Annotated in this window: 12 protein-coding genes; 1 reads left to right on the forward strand and 11 read right to left on the reverse strand. The window is 68.4% G+C overall.

The annotated features are described in order from the left end of the window. Positions 1 to 45: 45 nt before the first annotated feature. The 10 genes from draG to QX094_RS15430 all read right to left on the reverse strand — a co-directional run bounded on the left by draG (position 46) and on the right by QX094_RS15430 (position 11,935). Positions 46 to 936, reverse strand: a complete 891-nt coding sequence (gene draG / locus QX094_RS15385) for an ADP-ribosyl-[dinitrogen reductase] hydrolase (protein ID WP_315752200.1) — start codon at positions 934 to 936, stop codon at positions 46 to 48. Positions 937 to 948: 12 nt separating this feature from the next. Then, complete coding sequence (locus QX094_RS15390) at positions 949 to 1,773, reverse strand: NAD(+)--dinitrogen-reductase ADP-D-ribosyltransferase (protein WP_315752314.1); 825 nt, start codon at positions 1,771 to 1,773, stop codon at positions 949 to 951. A 64-nt stretch (positions 1,774 to 1,837) separates the two neighbouring features. Next, a complete protein-coding gene (locus QX094_RS15395) occupies positions 1,838 to 2,671 on the reverse strand; it encodes a TIGR04222 domain-containing membrane protein (RefSeq protein WP_315752199.1) in 834 nt (277 codons plus the stop codon). Positions 2,672 to 2,673: 2 nt separating this feature from the next. Further along, positions 2,674 to 3,228, reverse strand: coding sequence for a hypothetical protein (locus tag QX094_RS15400; RefSeq protein WP_315752198.1), 555 nt, complete (start codon positions 3,226 to 3,228; stop codon positions 2,674 to 2,676). Between the two features lie 93 nt (positions 3,229 to 3,321). Then, the gene (locus tag QX094_RS15405) at positions 3,322 to 4,404 is read right to left on the reverse strand and encodes a M48 family metalloprotease (RefSeq protein WP_315752197.1); all 1,083 of its coding nucleotides are present in this window, start codon (positions 4,402 to 4,404) and stop codon (positions 3,322 to 3,324) included. Then, entirely contained in the window at positions 4,405 to 5,595 is a 1,191-nt protein-coding gene (locus QX094_RS15410; RefSeq protein ID WP_315752196.1) for a vWA domain-containing protein, read from the reverse strand. Further along, entirely contained in the window at positions 5,592 to 7,973 is a 2,382-nt protein-coding gene (locus QX094_RS15415; protein WP_315752195.1) for a DUF5682 family protein, read from the reverse strand. The genes QX094_RS15410 and QX094_RS15415 overlap by 4 nt, the downstream gene beginning before the upstream one ends. A 1-nt stretch (position 7,974) precedes the next feature. Beyond that, positions 7,975 to 9,078, reverse strand: a complete 1,104-nt coding sequence (locus QX094_RS15420) for an AAA family ATPase (protein ID WP_315752194.1) — start codon at positions 9,076 to 9,078, stop codon at positions 7,975 to 7,977. 29 nt (positions 9,079 to 9,107) lie between these two features. Next, a complete protein-coding gene (locus QX094_RS15425) occupies positions 9,108 to 10,502 on the reverse strand; it encodes a DUF5691 domain-containing protein (RefSeq protein ID WP_315752193.1) in 1,395 nt (464 codons plus the stop codon). A gap of 2 nt (positions 10,503 to 10,504) precedes the next feature. After that, positions 10,505 to 11,935 carry an SWIM zinc finger family protein gene (locus QX094_RS15430; RefSeq protein ID WP_315752192.1) on the reverse strand — a complete coding sequence of 477 codons (1,431 nt, stop codon included), beginning with the start codon at positions 11,933 to 11,935 and terminating at the stop codon, positions 10,505 to 10,507. A gap of 895 nt (positions 11,936 to 12,830) precedes the next feature. On the opposite strand from QX094_RS15430, the gene QX094_RS15435 reads away from it, so the two are divergent. After that, on the forward strand, positions 12,831 to 13,154 hold the full coding sequence (locus QX094_RS15435) for a hypothetical protein (RefSeq protein ID WP_315715405.1): 324 nt from the start codon (positions 12,831 to 12,833) through the stop codon (positions 13,152 to 13,154). A gap of 102 nt (positions 13,155 to 13,256) precedes the next feature. On the opposite strand, the gene QX094_RS15440 is transcribed toward QX094_RS15435, so the two are convergent. Then, entirely contained in the window at positions 13,257 to 14,813 is a 1,557-nt protein-coding gene (locus tag QX094_RS15440) for a glycosyltransferase family 39 protein (RefSeq protein ID WP_315752191.1), read from the reverse strand. Positions 14,814 to 14,848: the final 35 nt, after the last annotated feature.

The raw sequence follows: 14,848 nt of genomic DNA on the forward strand, positions 1-14,848 counted from the left end.
CGGCCGGCACACTCTGCGACGTCTGGATGCCATTGCTCCAAGACATCAGGCCCGGATCGCGCGCGCAATCGCCAGTAGCCGCGGCACCTGCACCTCAATGTCCGCCGTCACGTCGCGGTCGAGCCTGTCGCGCCAGCGCGCAGGAATCGCCGCCAGCCCATGGGTGGCGCCGGCCAGCATGCCCGCGAGCGCACCCGTCGTGTCGGCATCGCCGCCCTGGTTGACGGTCTGCACAAGGCATTCGGTGAACGAGTCGGCGGCAAGATAGTGGTGCAGCACGGTCTGCATGGTGTCGACGACGAAGGCCGAGCTCTGCCCCGGATAGGGGACGAAGCTGAAGGCGCGGTGCTTGCCGATCAGAGCATCGGCTTCGCGGCGGACGGCGTCCTGTCCCTCACCCAGCAGCAAGGCGTGAGTCATGCGCACCAGCGCGATGCAGGCGTCGTCCGACAGCGGATGATGGTGCGTGGCGCGTGCCTGCGCCAGCGTCCAGGTCTCGGCGTTGTCCGGTGCTTCCAACGTCGCGAGCGCCACCGGCAGCACGCGCATCGCCGCGCCATTGCCGGCGTCGCCTTCGGCGTAGACGCCTTCGACCGTGCCGTGCATGACGTAGCGGCGGATGCCGCGGCGGCAGGTGTTGCCGACATCGGCCGGCCCGGTCCGGAGCCAGGCGGCAAACTCCTCGCAGACGTCGCGCGCGTCGAAGCCGCGCTTGCGGATCAGCGAGCGTCCCAGCGCCAGCGACATCTCGGTGTCGTCGGTGACCTCCCCCGGCCTGAGCTTGAGCCAGCCGCCGCCGATGATGTCGCGATGCACGCCGTATTGCGCGACGATCTCGCCTCGGGTCATGAACTCGACGGTGGCGCCGAGCGCGTCGCCGATGGCAAAGCCGAGATAGGCCGCGAGCGCGCGTTCCTCGACATCGGGTGCGGTCATGCTGCGATCCGCTCACACATAGTCGACGCTCACGCGGTAGTCGCCGCCAATCACGAGGTATTCGCCTTCGCCCTTCAGCGCATGTGACGACAGCAGGCCGTTGAAGAACACGATCTTGCTGACGGGAATCCGCGCGGTGAGGATCATGTCGCCGAAGCAGCCCGCAGTGTCGCGGTCGGAGGAGAACGAGACGAGGTTGTTGAGCCGGACCACCGCCTCGCGCCGCGTTGTTCGCGCCACGATCCAATGCTCGTCGAACGAATTGACGCCGCGATGCAGCGTCAGATGCGTCTCGCCTGGAAAGGCGAAGCGGCGGATCGCCCATTGGCAGAATTCGAACAGCAGATCGAGCTGCACCCAGATCGCATTGTTGTGGAAGCGGCTCGACATCTTCTCCTGGACATAGGTCGTCCAGGCCCGGCTTGCCACGCGTTCGATGATCTCCTTGTGGTAGGACGGACCGAGGCCGAACCGGCTCTCGACCCAGCCCTTGAGCACGGCGCCCTCCGGGCCGTTGCTGTCGAAGCCCCAGCCCTGGATCAGCCGCAGGAAGGACGAGCGGAAACGCCGCTGGCCGCCGGACGTCGTGGCGCGTTGCTCGGGATCGAGGCCGAACATCGCCATCATGTAGGCCGAGAAGGCCTGGCCGGCCTCGTTGAGATGCTCCGCCTGCGCGAGCATCGTGAACAGGCTGGGGTTCATCTCGGTGACGCCCCAGATGTGCAGCGGCGCCGCGCTGTCGTTGAAGGCGCAGCTCGCCAGCCATTCCGAGGGACGTCCCACGAGATTGGTCGAATGGCCGATGCCGCGCCGTGCTTCGTCGTTCATGACGCGCATGATGCCGCGTCGGATGCGAACAGGAAAGTCTACGGCGGTGACACCGGCGAGGAGCGATTGATTGTCAGCTGCAGCCGCCGCAGCCGCCGCCACCACCGCCTCCACCACCACCTCCGCAACCGCCACCGCCGCAACCACCGCCACTGCTGCTCAGCGCCTTGGATGTTGCCAGCACCGAAGCGTAGGCGGTGCCGGACAGCACCGCCGCGCCGGTCAGTGCGACGGCCAGTAGCAATTCATGCTCGCGCGGGGCGCGGGCTGCGCGCGCATGGGTCGCCTGATAGCTCCGCAGCACCTCGTTGCCGGCGTATGTGCGGGAGGGCGCCTTTGCGATCATCGCCGCGCCCAGCGCCGTAAGACCGAGTAGTAGTATTAGAAAGCCTACGTCGTGTTGCCGCGAAGCGCCGACGAGGACCTTGATCAGTCCGAACAGGATGAGCGCGCCGACGAACGGCAACACGGTCTTGCGGAATGCCACCATCTGGCTGTCGGTCGGTGCATAGCCGAGAGCCTCCAGCCGCGCCTGAATGCGCGCCGTAAGTGGCGCAAGCGCCTGCTGGAATTCCTGCCGTGTCATCTCCGGGCGGAATGCAAGCCGCGGCGGACGGTCCATCAGCGCCGCCAGCGACGTCTGATCAGTCACTGTTATCTTGTGATCGCGGGCGGTGAAGGTTGCTGCGCCGTTCGCAGCGAAGCCGAGCAGCACGGTATCGCCGAAACGTGGCGCGCCGCCGGCGAGATAGGCCAGCTCGAGCTCGTTCAAAGGCGGCTGGGGCTTGGCCGCGGCCGGGCCGATCGTGCCGCGTAGAGCGAAGGCCTTGAGGAAAATGATGGCGCCGAGAACGATGTAGACGAGTAGGAATGGGCCGGCCGTCCAGTCGAACGGATTGAGCGCCATATTCATCTCCTGAACAGCCGCCGCAGCCATGCGCGGGGCCGGGGCAGAATGAGCCAATGGGTGAGGTCGGTGACGTGATAGCGCGGTCCGGCGAAGCGGATGTGTGTCGCAGGCCACAGATCGGGGCTGGGCGGACCGAAGAAGCGTTCATGCAGTGCCAGCGTCTCGGCATATTGCCGGCGGTAGGTCATCTGCGCCTGCGGTCCGCCGGGCGTCGGATCATGATGCAGCGGGGCCTGGAGCCGTTCGCCGCACCAGATCACCCAATAGTCGCGCGAATAGATCAGATGCTGGTGCCAGACCTCGTCAACTACCTCGCTGGGCGTCACCGGCGTCGGCGAAACCATCGCGAGAAAGCAGAAGCGGCGATAGGCCTCGATCGCGGCCCGGGCCTCATCGAGGCTCCAGCCATGGTCGCGCGCCAACCGCTGGGTGAAGTTGAACGGCGTATCCGGCTCGAAATCATGCGCGGCAATGCGCTGCCATAAGTCCTGTCGCGCAGGTGCCCAGTCCGGCTCGTCGGCCTGGACATCGACCTTGACCTGCGCGCGTCGCACCGAAGGCTCCCGGAGATCGTGCACGGCAGCACCTTAGCATAGATGCGCGCCGAGTTCCACGGGGGCAGGCGTCGCCGGCAGGTATGCTGAATATCAGCCTCCAAGACGGACCCTGGTCTGTGCCAATTTGCGCCACTCGGCGTCGAGTTGGGCCGAAAGGTCGCGCGCCGCATCCGGTGAGAGCAGTCGCGCGATGGCCGGGGCCTCGATCGGATCGACCGCGGGGAGCGTGGCACAGCCCAGATTGGCAAGGCTCGCACGGAGCGGCGGGTGGGTCGAGTTCGGGTCCTCCATGGACTCCTCCTCGATCGTCTTGGCCGCAGCAGCGGTGAGCGCATCATGGTCGCGGATGTCGACGAGATGGGTCGACATGCGCTGCAGCGGCGTCGCCGGCAGGCTGATGGCGCCGAGCATGTCGGTCTCCAAGGGAGAGAACACCAGCTCGCGCAGTCGTGCCACGCCACCGGCGATCAGCACGAGCGATCGCGTCATCTCGGATGGTCCCATAAGCGCGGCCGCGCGCCGGTCGGCGGCCAGCTCATTCTGACGTGAGAGTGCGAGATACTCCCTGTTGACCCATCCAAGCACGGCACGCAGCAGCCGTGCTGCAATCCGGCCGGTGATGGTGCGATCGGGGTTCGCATAATGCAGAACGTTCTCGCAGGCGCGCAGAAAGTCGAACAGATTGCCGGCCCCGGTGATGTGACGCAGCTCGGCATGGGCAACCTCGTGGGCGATGGTGGCGCGGATTGCCCGCTCGTCGAGGATCATCAGCAGCGGCAGTCCGACGGTCATCGTGACGTGCTGGCGGAAGATGCCGGCATAGCCGCGCGCTTCGCTGATCGACGCATTGAACTCGGCGTCGAACCGCAGCGTGCGCGTCGGCTTGGCGAAGGCTGGATCGAGCTCCTGCCAGATCCGCCAGAGCGCGGGCGCCATTGCTTCGTCCAGGACGTTGCTCCGCTCGCGCCGGGCCGGCACGAAAAGAATTCCGAGCGCCAGCGCGACGGCGGCCGCGACCACGCAGAACATGATGGGGGCGGTGATGAGCGCAACTCTCGTGTAGTCGTCCAGCGCGATCAGCCAGATGAACAGCAATCCGGCGGCCAGCGCGACGACCGGCAGAACAGCGTAGCGCCCGAGCAGCAGGATGCATGACAGAACGAGACGCTTCATTTACACGCCCGGTACGCCGTCCTCGGGCCGCACCAGCTTGATGTCCTGTGCTGCGGCCCACGACCAGATGTCCTGGCGCTTCAGCGCGGTTGCCATCAACTCCGGAAACTGATGCGGCGTGCAGGCGAACACCGGACAGCCGAGCGCGGCCAGGATCGCGGCGTGCTTGGCGTCGTAGGCCGGGCGGCCATCGTCGTTGAGCGCGAGCAGCACGATCAGGTTGACGCCCGACGAGACCAGCGCCTTGGCGCGGGCCAGCATCTGCTCGGCGATGCCGCCCTCGATGAGGTCGCTGATCAGCACCATGTGCGTGCGCGCCGGCTCGCGCACCAGGCGCTCGCAATAGGCCAGCGCCTGGTTGATGTCGGTGCCGCCGCCGAGCTGCACCGAGAACAGCACCTCGACCGGATCGGCCAGCTCCTCGGTGAGGTCGATGATGTTGGTGTCGAACACCACGAGCTTCATCGCGATCGCCGGGATCGAGGCCAGCACCGCGGCGAAGATCGAGGAGTAGACGACGGAGGTGCCCATCGAGCCCGACTGGTCGACACACAGGATCACCTCCTCCAGATTGGTCCGGCGCGCGGCGCGCGCGTGCCCGATCAATGTCTCCGGCACGATGGTGCGATGCTCGGCCTGCCAGTGGCGCAGGTTCTTGCCGATCGTGCGCGGCCAGTCGATGTCGCCGGCGCGCGGTCGGCGGGTGCGGCGGCGGCGGTCGACCGCACCGCGGATCGTCTCGGTGGTGCGGGCATCGAGCTTTTCCATCAGCTCCTTGACGACCTTGGCGACGACTTGGCGCGCCGTCGACTTGGTCTTCTCCGGCATCACCGAGCGCAGCGCCATGAGGTCGGCGACGAGATGCACGTCGGCTTCGAGGGCTGCGAGAAACTCAGGCTGCAGCAGCATCTCCTTCAGGCCGAGCCGCTCGAAAGCGTCCTTCTGGATCACCTGCACGACCGGTGCCGGAAAGAACTCCCTGATGTCGCCGAGCCAGCTCGCGACGCGCGGCGCCGAGCCGCCGAGACCGCCGCGTCGGCCGCCGCCGCGCTTGCCGCCGGAGCCGGCGTCATAGAGTCCGGCCAGCGCCGCATCGAGGCGCCGATCGCGATCGGACAGGCCGGCCTGGTCGTCGCCGCCAAGCACGAGGCGCCAGCGGCGGTTGCGCTCGGCATCAGCGTCGTCGCTCATCGATTGGCCTCCTTGATCGGCCGGTCGGCGCCGAGGATGGTCAGCAGCAAGGGCAGGGCCGCGTCGAAGCCGGCGGCGGTGGCCGGCAGCGGCGCGGGCGGCAGCAGCGGGCTGGCGTCGGAGGTGGAGCCGACGGCCAGCGGCCGCTGCCTGGCCAGTTCGTCCAGCAGGCGCCGCCGCTCGTTGCGGTCGAAGCTCGCGAAGGCACGGCGCATCACCGGCAGCAGGTTGTTGAACGCCTCGTCGTCGATCGCAGCCAGCCAGCCGTCGATGATCCGGCGCAGCATCTGGTCGTGCAGCAGCACTTGGCCGCTCTGGCCGAGAAACCCGTCGAGCCAGTCGCCGGCCTCCAGCGTCGGCACGCTGTGGGACAGCGCGCGCGACAGTGCCAGCGCGGTCTGCTCCGGTGACACGATGCCCTGATCGTACAGCACGCGGTTCGCCAGGCCCTTCAACAGCGGATGCGCCGCCGCATCGGCGGCGACGTGCAACAGCGCGCGGCTCCAGCCGTCGCGCAGGCCGCGATCCTCGATCAGTCCGATCGCGACGTCGAGCCGCGCCAGCCTGCCGCGGAGATCGGCGGCGACGTCGGCCTGCAGGCTGCGGCAGGCATAGACGAGGCCGGCACAGATCGCCTCGACGAGGCTGGTCACCAGCAGGCGCAGCGCCTCGGTCGGCAGCGCCCGTGCGGTGCCGTAACGCAGGATTTCGGCGAGCGGCGGCACGGCCTCGGTGAGATCGGCAACATCGCTTGTCGCGGCCGAGCGCTGCTGCAGCAGCGCGATCGTCGTCTCGGCCGCCTCGCTCAGACCCGCTTCGAGACAGCCGCGCACGATGGCCGCGACGGTGTTCAACGAGGTCGCCGCCTGTGCGTCGGTGACGGCGGCATTGCCCGCAGCCTGCGCGACGGTGGTGCCGTGCACCAGCGCCTCGACGAGACGCACCGAGAATTCCGGCTCCCAGCGCAGGCGCCAGTTCTCGCGAAAGGTGCCGCGGCTCTGTCCCGATCCCTGCAACCGTCCCCACGGCACCTGGATCAGGCCCAGCCGGTGCAGGAGCTGCGACTTGGCAAGCCCGGCCTCGCTGCGCAGGTCGAGCGCGATGTCGGTGTCGAGCGCCTCGGGCTTCAGCTTCAGCTTGCGCTGCCAGCGCGCGAGATCGGCGGCGAGCGGCATCTGCGGCACGCTGTCGTCGATCTCGCCGACACGTTGCCCGATGATGAGCTGCTGCTCGATCAGGCGGAACGGCGCCGTCTCGCCCTCGCAGAGCGTCGCAAGGCTCGCCTCGCGCATCTCGGCCAATCCCGGCAAAGCGACGTCGCGCAACGCGGCCAGCGTGATCGCGAGCCGGGACGCCTCGATGACAGATGCCGTCGATGCCGGCCGCCCGTTCCGCCGCAGCAGCTCCGCGACACGGGCCTGCCAGCGGGTCGTGAAGCTGGTGGCGTCGAGCGCGGCGGCCTGGCCGTGCTGCAGTCCCTGCCACAGATGCGCGTACCAGCCCGGCGAAATTACGCCGGCGCCATAGCCGGACGCGGCGGCGAGGCGCGTCTCCGTCCACGGCACCCAGGTGGCGGTGACCTTGACCTGCGGCAGCCCCTTCAGCAGCGCGCGATCGTCCTTCAGCGCCAATTTCCGCCGCAGCGCCGGCACGTGCCAGGCGCCGCAGATGACGGCGACGGCCCCGTCCTGCTCGCCGAGCGCCGCCGCGATTTCCAAGCGCATATGCGCTTCGCGGCGCAGCTCGCGCTGGGCTTCATCGGCAGGCTGGTAGGGCAGCGGATCGATCTTGTCGCGCAACGCCGCGATCGCGGCTTCCAGCGCGGCAAAAATCTCCGGACCATGCACCCCCTGTTCGACGATCGCATTCCACCAGGACTCGCTGTCGTCATAGCCGGCAAGGGTGGCGAGATAGGCCAGCGGATCGCGCCGGATCTGCGCCAGCTCAGGATCGACCGTGTCCGGCTCATCTGGCGCAGTCGCATCGGCGTCCTCCGGCGCGGCCTCGCTTTCATTGCCCTCCGGCTGCTTCGGCTTGGCCCGTTCGGCGAGGCGGTAGGACGCCGGCAGGTCGATGAAGCGGACCGGCCGTCCCCTCGCCAGCGCCCAGCGGATCGCCTGCCATTCGGGCGAGAACAGCGCGAACGGAAAGAAGCTCGCATTGGCGGCATCGTCCTGGGCGTGGACCAGCAGCGCGATCGGCGGCGCCATCGCGGGCGAGGCGGCGAACGCGATCAGCTCATCGGCATCCGGCGGCCCTTCGATCAGCACCACGGCCGGATCGGCCGCGTCGAGCGCTGATAGCACGGCGCGCGCCGATCCCGGCCCGTGATGCCGGATGCCGAGCAGATGCAGGCGATCGGGTTGCGGCGCGGCCATGTCAGATCACGTCGCGGATCGCGCCGTACAGATCGGCCCACGGCTTGCGCTCGCGCACCACCGTTTCGAGATATTCCTGCAACACGACCTTGTCCTGCACCGGATCCTTGACGATGGCGCCGACGAGGTTCGCCGCCATGCTCTGCGCATCGATCACGCCGGAGCCGAAATGGCCGGCTTCCGCCCAGGCGCCGATGGTCACCGCGATGGCCTCCGCCGTCGACAGCGAGCCCGACGGCGACTTCAGCTTGAGCCGGCCGTCGAGCGTCTGGCCGTCGCGCAGCTCGCGGAACACCGTGACGATGCGCATGATCTCCTGGTCGGCCGGCGCGATCTTCGGCAGCTCGAGACCGCCGCCGATTTCGCCGACGCGCTTGGTGACGATCCTCACCTCCTCATCGAGGTCGGCCGGCAGCGGCAGCACCACGACGTTGAAGCGCCGCTTCAGCGCCGAGGACAATTCGTTGACGCCCTTGTCGCGCGCATTCGCCGTCGCGATCATGTTGAAGCCGCGCCGGGCGTGAACGGCGTCGTTGATCTCCGCGATCGGCATCAGCTTCTCCGACAGCACCGTGATCAGCGTGTCCTGCACGTCCGACGGCATGCGGGTCAGCTCCTCGAAGCGTACGATCCGCCCCGCTTCCATCGCGCGCATCAAGGGCGTCGCCACCATGGCCTCGCGCGAGGGGCCCTTGGCGAGCAGCAGCGCGTAGTTCCAGCCGTAGCGGATCTGGTTCTCGTCGGTGCCGGCCGTGCATTGCACGATCAGCTCGGACGAGCCGGAGATCGCGGTGGCGAGATGTTCGGAGACCCACGACTTCGCCGTGCCGGGCACGCCGAGGATCAGCAGCGCGCGGTCGGTCGCGAGCGTCGCCACCGCGGTCTCGATCAGCCGGCGGTTGCCGATATATTTCGGCGTGATCTCGACGCCCGATTTGGTGCGGCCGCCCATCAGATAGGTCACGACCGCCTGTGGCGACAGCCGCCATTGCGCCGGCCGCGCCCGCGTGTCCTCCTGCGCCAGCGCCTCGAGCTCGTGGGCATGCAATGCTTCCGCGGAGCGGCGCAACTGGCCGTCGCTTGGGCTCGCATCAGCGTTTGTCATGGGCGTGCTCCGGACTGTTTGATGGTGCGTTACGTCGGCAACGCGAGAACGAGGTCGGTGAAATCCTTGGCCGCGCGCGCGGTCGCGGGGGACAGCGGGGTGAGCGTGGCGACGAAGGCGGGCATCGTCGCGCGCGGCATCAGCGCAGCCATGAGCACCAGCCGGCCGTCGTCCTTCTGCGCCGCCGGCGTCGTCGCGTCGGCGAGGTCCTGAATCGCCTTCTGCCAGGCCGGCGATGCGAGCACGCGTTCGGCGACCTGCGGCGCGAGCGGCTGGCGGGCCTTCGCCGCCAGGGACATCAGCGCATATCCGTGCAGTGCGTCACCGCCGCAGAGGCGCGCGCCGATGATGCGCAGCACGGTGTCGTCATCGCCCTCGGCCGCGGCGGCATCCATCAGCAGCGTGAGCACGCGGTGCTCGGACGGCGGCAGTGAAGCGATCAGCGCCTCGGGCAGCGCGCCGACCGCCGTGGCGAGCGCGGTGAGCCGCAGCCCGCCGAACAGCCGCTCGCGCAACGCCTCGGCCTCCTGCCATTTCAGGCCGTCGGCCGGCAGCTTGAAGGTCACTGTCGACGCCGCGCCGAGGCCGATCTTGGCCAGCAACGAGCCCGCGCGCTGGAAGCACCGCGCGGCCTCGGTCAGCCGGGCGCCGTGCTCGGTGCGTTCGGCGATCCGGGTCAGGAGCTGTGCGGCGATCTGCTTGACGCTGTCGGCGCGATCGGCGCTCAGGCTCTCCAGAAACGGCTGGTCATCGGAGCCGAGGCCGACCATCAGTGCATCGAGCAGCGCAGCGCGGACCGGCGCGGGCTCGCTCTTCCAGACCGATTCGATCAGCGCGCGGCCGTCGGCGGGATTGTTGCGGCGCTGCTCCGCCACGAAGGCGCGGCGCTGCGTCTTCGGGAAGGTGGTCCAGTTCTCCATGGTGATGCGTTCGAAGAACAGGCCCTTGGTGGCATCGTCATCGGCGTCGGAGGCGATCAGCGCCAGATAAGCGCGCTCGGCGAGGCCCTGGTCCTCGGCATTGGCTTTGATGTGCGGCACGAAATCCGGCAGATCGAACGGATGCAGCCGGCAGCCGGCGGCCTGGATACGGCGCAGCGCGAGCGGCAAGGCGCTCGACGCCAGCGACTTCTCGACGCTGCGCGCCAATGCCTTGAGCGCGCGCCGCGCCGCCTCGGGCAGGATGGGCCGCGCGTCCTGGTGCAGCCGCAGGGCGGCGTCCGGGACGGGATCGGCGACAGGCGCCGCGGCGCCGGCGAAGCGCTGCCATTGCGCGGCCAGCGCAAGGAGTGGCAGCGCAGGCTCGCGTCCGTGTGGCAACAGTTCGGCCAGCGCCGGCGGCGTCGTCAAGGGCTGCCGCGCCAGGCCAAGCAGGAAGGATTGGCGCAGGCGGGCATGGCTCTGGGGATCGATCGCGCTCGCCATCGTCAGCCCTCGTGATGCCAGCGGCCGAGCGCCGTTTCGGCGGCCAGCACCTGCGCAATGCGGCCGTCCCACAGACACAGCAGCGACAGGTCGTCGAGGCCGAGCAGCGGCGTCAGTTGGTCGAACTGGCCGCGCTCCACCGCGATCGCAGCTCCGGCCTCGTCGGCGATGACGAGCGCACCCTTTCCCGCGGTGTGAAGCGTGACGCCCGCGAGCAGCAGCGGCCAGCGATCGAGCCACGGCAGCGCGGCGAGCCGCGCCGTGTAGTCCTGCAGCGCTGGGGCGAGCCCCGGCAATGGCCGCGGCCAGGTCGCGGTCGCCGCCGTCTTGCGGCTCGCCAGCAGCCCGCGCAACGGCGCGGCCGACGGATAGAACACGACCTCGCCGTCGATGATCTCCCCCGGCGCGAACGGAAATCCGGCGCCGCCGCCGGACACCGGCACGAAATCGATCAGCACCGCGGCGCGTGGCTGGCCGGGGTCATCGCCCGTGTTGACGAGCCACGTCTCCAGCCTGCGCAGCTTGTCCGGCTGCACTTCGGACAGGTTGGCGGCAACGATCCACACGCTGCTCGCGCGCGGGGCCGTGGCGTCCGCCAGCAGCTCCTCGCGGCGCAGCGACCAGCCGACCGCGCGTCGGACATCCTCGCGCAGCGGTGCCGGCAGCCGGTCCTGATGCCGGTAGGCCGAGGCGATCAGGGACATGATGCCGAGCTGCTCGATGGCGAGATCGGCGCGGCGATCCTCTCCGACGCGATACAGTTCGGATGAGAGCTGGTCGAGCCGCGCAGCGAGGCCGCCGGCCTTGGTGTCGACCAGTCGCGTCGACAGCGTGCGCGCGGCGGACGCGGCGCGGGCGGCGAAATCGGCAAGCCCCTGGTTGAGCTGATCCGCGATCCAGCGCTCCAGCTCGTCGAGTCCGGCGAGGATCGTCGCCTCGCGCTCGGCCCTGATCCGCTCGCGCTGCGCCTCGGCGCGCGCGGCAGCCTTTGGGTCGGCGGGAGCAATCGTCGCGGCCTCTGCCAGGGCAGCATCGAGCGACGGTGGCGCGCCCGCATCGTCGCCCTCCGGCTTGGGCTTGCCCGGCGCGCGGCCGCTCGAGCCGCGCCGCCGCGCGCTCCAATCCTCGACCCATTGCGGCGGGCTGGTGGTCTCGAACCGCTCGGGCTTGTCGACCCGCTGCCACAGCACCGCCAGCACGTGCTTGCAGGGAAACTTGCGGCTCGGGCAGGTGCATTTGTAGCCGCTGCCGTCGGCCGCGGCGACCACGCGATACGGCGTCGCGCCGGAGCCCTGGCATTCGCCCCACAGCACCTCGGCATCGCTGCTCGCGGCCAGCATTGGCCAGTTGGCAGGCTTCACGAGCTTCAGCGCTGCGGCGAGTGAGGCCTGATCAGGCGCGAGCCCTTCGATTCGTTCGCGTGTCAGAGACACCCACTCTCCCAACCGGCTGATCGCGCGATGCCGCACTCCCTAGCAGATGGCGGCGGAGCCGCACAACAATTCCAGCGCGATGCCTGCTGATTTCGCTTCGCGTCGCGCGGGAAAGAAACTGAGCGATCTGCGCAACGCTCGTCGCGTCACGCGCACGCCGGCGGAACTGCGGAGTTTCCTGGGCGGGCATGAGGCGGGCGCGATATCTCCGACGCCGCGGCGAGCTCGCGCACCGGACGCTCTGAAATCGCCGCCGCTCATACGGAACTACATCGCCGTTTCGCCGTCGGAACGGCTCGTCCGTGAAGCACATCAGCGCGCTGTCGGGCCCGTTGTCTTCCATCACATCGAACCCCGCTGCTCGCGCGCGCTGTGTTCAGCACGGAGGCCATCAGCATGGCCGCCCTTGGAATTTTTCCCGGCCATGCACTGGTGAGATGCCCGGATCATCCGCGTCGTACTGTAATCCTGCGGTAAGGCCGTGACGCTAGCTTCAACGCGTCCTTGATCGAGGTCAGATCGGTTTGCCATCGACAGCGTGTCATGATGAGCCATTGCTCGCCGTCTCTCGATGTGGCGTTCGATCGGAAGGACATTGGAGCGCCGCCGCAGACCCGAAAGCCCGGCCTGATCAGGTCGGCTCCGTCCCACCTGCGGCACCTTCCATCATGATCTGGCGCCGCATGGCTTCGAACGTCGTCGGAGTCCAGTGAGCAGGCCGTTCGGTTTGTGTCCCAGCCCCACACGTCCGAACGGCCTGCCATGATGGAGCTCGGGGCGGTGCTCGCGCTCACATGTTCGTTGTGCATCTGCCATCCGCCGTCTGTAATGATGCGGTAAGCCGCAGCCACGAGGCTCTCGCAGCGACGGCCGAGCCGATCGCAAGGAGAACCCAATGAAACGAATTTGCGCGCTCATGATCATGGCCTCGACCATCGCTGGCACGATCGCCACGCCGGCCAACGCTGGCGGGAATCGCGGAGCGGCGGTCGCCGCCGGCGTCGTCGGAGGTCTGGCGATCGGAGCCCTGATCGGTTCGGCGGCAACCGCCCGTTCCGCGCCCACCTATGTCTACAGCTACGACGACTATCCGCCGCCGCGGGTCGTCTATCGTCGTCACCGCGTCTATGAGTACGACGCGGAATACGGCAACTATGGCGACGGCTATTTGTCCGGCTACCGGGACGGCTATTCCGACGGATCCTGGGACAACGACTGAGACCGCCGCCCGAGGACAAGGTCCCGCCAATACGGGACCTTGTCCTTGGTCCGAATGTTCGGATGCGCTGACGAGGCTGCCGCGTCCGGCGTTGCCTCAATCCTATGGTTCCTTCGGCCGCGTCACCAGGAATGCCACCACCGTTCGTGTGCATCCTGTCCAGCCGAGCAGCCGCGCCTGCACCGCGAACTCGCGCTTGACGTAGGTGCCGGATCGGGCGGCCGCCGCTTCCGCCGCGCCGATGCAATCCGCCTGGTCGCGGAAGCACAGCGAAATCCAGCCTTCGCTGCCAGAGTCCGCACCGGTCTTGTGGATCGAGACGGGCAGACCGTAAGCGGGATGATCAGCGCTGTAGAAGGCGGTTGCGAGCGCGAGACTCTCGGTGCCGCCGACATGCTCGAGCGGCTTCCCCGTCAACTCCCGCCATTGGCGCGTCGCTTCCCGCGCGGTCTGCTGGTAGAAGGTGCGGCCTTCCTCATAGCCGTGCCTGTTGCGGTAGAAGGCGTGGAGCGGCGCCGCGACGATCGCAGCCAGGACGGCGATCCCGGCCGTCAGCACCGCGATGTTGACGGTGTGGAAGCGCGCGATCGGATAGCCTGCGCCGCAGACGATCACCACGACGAACAGGAACAGTCCCTGCAGCGCCCATAGCGACGGCAGGTCGGTGCCCATGATCAGCGCGTTGATGACGGGCAGACCGACCGTGCCGATGGCGATATAGGACAACAGCCGGAGGCCGCCGTTCAGCGCGGCCATCTCCGTGGTGAAAGACCTGATCCTGGCGCCGGCGACGATCAGCCAAGTGGCAGCCGGCACGGCCATCGCGGCCGCGAGCCCCAGCAGGAAGAACAGGGAATCCCGCGACGACGTTGCCAGGGTGGAGCGCGCGTGCATCAGCGCGTGCTGGATGGGCGCTGCGTCGTGTCCGACGAGCCAGTCGAGATGCATCGACAGCGCGGCGAGGCCTGCGGCCGTGGAGATCCATGGCGACGCCGAGGTGAAATAGGCGCGTCGCTGCGGATGCGCCATGGCGGCGAATGCGAAGCTCATCACCAGAAAGATCGAGTAGTACTTGCCGAGCAGCGCGAGCGCGGCCGTCAGGCCGGCGGCCGCCGCCCAGGGCATCGTTCGCGTTTCGAACGCGCGCAGGAAGCAGTAGGTGGCGAGCGGCCACGTCGCCAATTGCACCGAGTTCGCGTTGAAGCGCTGCGCGTGAAACTGATAGGCCGGCGTCAGCATCAGCAGCAGCAGCACGATCACCCGCTTGTCCCCGACGACGAAGCGGCGCGAAATCAGGTCGACGAACCACAGCGCCAGCGCCGCATTGGTCATCGCCATCAGGTGGAACGACCAGTCGGAAAGAGGGAAGACGGCGGTCCAGGCGCCGGCGATCCAGCCCATCAGTGGCGGATGCTTGTCGTAGCCCCAGGCGAACTGCCGTCCGAATGTCCAGGTCTCGATCACGTCGGGATGCAGGCCGGCGCCGGCATAGGCGATCGAGAGATAGGCCGTCCACACGGCCACGAAGCACACCAGCAGCAGCGGCACGGCCCAGCCGGCCTCGATGCCGTCGAGCCAGCGCAGGAACGGACGGCGCCAGGCCGCCGGATGACAGTCCGACCGTTCGGCGACGGTCGAGAACGCAAAGCCATGGAACATGTCGGTGTTGATCAATGATGAGGCGACGGATGTGA

This window comes from Bradyrhizobium sp. SZCCHNS1050 (assembly GCF_032484785.1).
Lineage (GTDB): Bacteria > Pseudomonadota > Alphaproteobacteria > Rhizobiales > Xanthobacteraceae > Bradyrhizobium.

Excerpts from the sequence above, each read along its gene's own strand:
- draG (WP_315752200.1), bottom strand. The coding sequence starts at position 936 with ATGACCGCACCCGATGTCGAGGAACGCGCGCTCGCGGCCTATCTCGGC.
- QX094_RS15390 (WP_315752314.1), bottom strand. The coding sequence starts at position 1,773 with ATGCGCGTCATGAACGACGAAGCACGGCGCGGCATCGGCCATTCGACC.
- QX094_RS15395 (WP_315752199.1), bottom strand. The coding sequence starts at position 2,671 with ATGGCGCTCAATCCGTTCGACTGGACGGCCGGCCCATTCCTACTCGTC.
- QX094_RS15405 (WP_315752197.1), bottom strand. The coding sequence starts at position 4,404 with ATGAAGCGTCTCGTTCTGTCATGCATCCTGCTGCTCGGGCGCTACGCT.
- QX094_RS15410 (WP_315752196.1), bottom strand. The coding sequence starts at position 5,595 with ATGAGCGACGACGCTGATGCCGAGCGCAACCGCCGCTGGCGCCTCGTG.
- QX094_RS15415 (WP_315752195.1), bottom strand. The coding sequence starts at position 7,973 with ATGGCCGCGCCGCAACCCGATCGCCTGCATCTGCTCGGCATCCGGCAT.
- QX094_RS15420 (WP_315752194.1), bottom strand. The coding sequence starts at position 9,078 with ATGACAAACGCTGATGCGAGCCCAAGCGACGGCCAGTTGCGCCGCTCC.
- QX094_RS15425 (WP_315752193.1), bottom strand. The coding sequence starts at position 10,502 with ATGGCGAGCGCGATCGATCCCCAGAGCCATGCCCGCCTGCGCCAATCC.
- QX094_RS15435 (WP_315715405.1), top strand. The coding sequence starts at position 12,831 with ATGAAACGAATTTGCGCGCTCATGATCATGGCCTCGACCATCGCTGGC.
- QX094_RS15440 (WP_315752191.1), bottom strand. The coding sequence starts at position 14,813 with ATGTTCCATGGCTTTGCGTTCTCGACCGTCGCCGAACGGTCGGACTGT.